This is a genomic window from Paracoccus benzoatiresistens (assembly GCF_026913015.1).
Lineage (GTDB): Bacteria > Pseudomonadota > Alphaproteobacteria > Rhodobacterales > Rhodobacteraceae > Paracoccus > Paracoccus benzoatiresistens.
Map to the genome: position 1 here is coordinate 1 of NZ_JAPTYD010000171.1, position 1,115 is coordinate 1,115.

Sequence of the window (1,115 nt, forward strand, 5' to 3'; positions counted from 1 at the left end):
GTGAACCGCCCCGGGTTTGCCGGAGGCTGGTTACCTTTAGTTACGCGGCGATGTCTTCAGTTTCCAGCGCCGCGTGGAAGTTTGCCTCCGCCTCGGCTGGCGGGATGTTCCCGATGGGCTCGAGGAGGCGGCGGTTGTTGAACCAGTCGACCCATTCCAGCGTCGCGTATTCGACGGCCTCGAAGCTGCGCCATGGGCCGCGTCGATGAATGACCTCAGCCTTGAACAAGCCGTTGATGGTTTCGGCCAGCGCATTGTCGTAGCTGTCGCCAACGCTGCCGACCGAAGGTTCGATGCCGGCTTCGCTCAGCCTCTCGGTGTAGCGAATGGACAGATATTGCGAGCCGCGGTCGCTGTGATGCACCAGCCCCATGGCCTTTGTCGGCCTTCGGTCATGGACTGCCTGCTCCAGTGCGTCCAAGACGAACCCAGTCTGGGCTGACGTGCTGGCGCGCCAGCCGACGATCTTGCGGGCATAGGCATCGATGACAAAGGCGACATAGACGAACCCCTTCCAGGTCGCGACGTCTGTGAAATCGCTGAGCCAGAGCATGTTGGGCGCGGGGACCCGGAACGCGCGGTTCACCTTGTCCAGCGGGCATGGTGCTTTCTTGTCGGGGATCGTCGTTCTGTGCGGCTTGCCACGGATGATGCCTTGAATGCCCATGTCCTTCATCAGCCTTGCCACCGTGCAACGCGCGACATCGAAGCCTTCCCGGGCGAGCTGCCGCCAGACCTTGCGGATGCCATAGACCCGCCAGTTCTCTTCGAACACACGGCGGATCTCGGGCCGCAGGGCGGCATCACGACGGGCACGGTCCGACAACCGCGCCGGATCAGCCCGCTTCGCCAGGTGATCGTAGGAGGTGGAAGGGGCGATCGGCAGCACCGCGCAGATCGGCCTCGTCCATCGGGCTCGGACCGATGGCGCCGCGATGGCCAAGCCCCGTGCGCATCACGATGCGCCTCAATGAAATCCACCATCCCTTCGACCGGCGGTCGAGCTCCGCCATCGCAAAATACGCCGAGGCTTTGCGAAGAATCTCGTTAGCCTGGCGCAGTTCCCGGTTCTCCCGCTCGAGCGACCTCATCCTCTCGGCCATGGCGCTGGGAAT

The 1,115-nt window shown here is 63.6% G+C and carries 1 pseudogene and 1 other annotated feature; the pseudogene reads right to left on the reverse strand.

What is annotated here, in order from left to right:
* Positions 1-40: 40 nt before the first annotated feature.
* A pseudogene (locus OU682_RS24050) lies at positions 41-1,115 on the reverse strand (IS3 family transposase); the annotation flags it as partial.
* Positions 912-1,026, reverse strand: a sequence feature (AL1L pseudoknot). It overlaps the preceding pseudogene by 115 nt.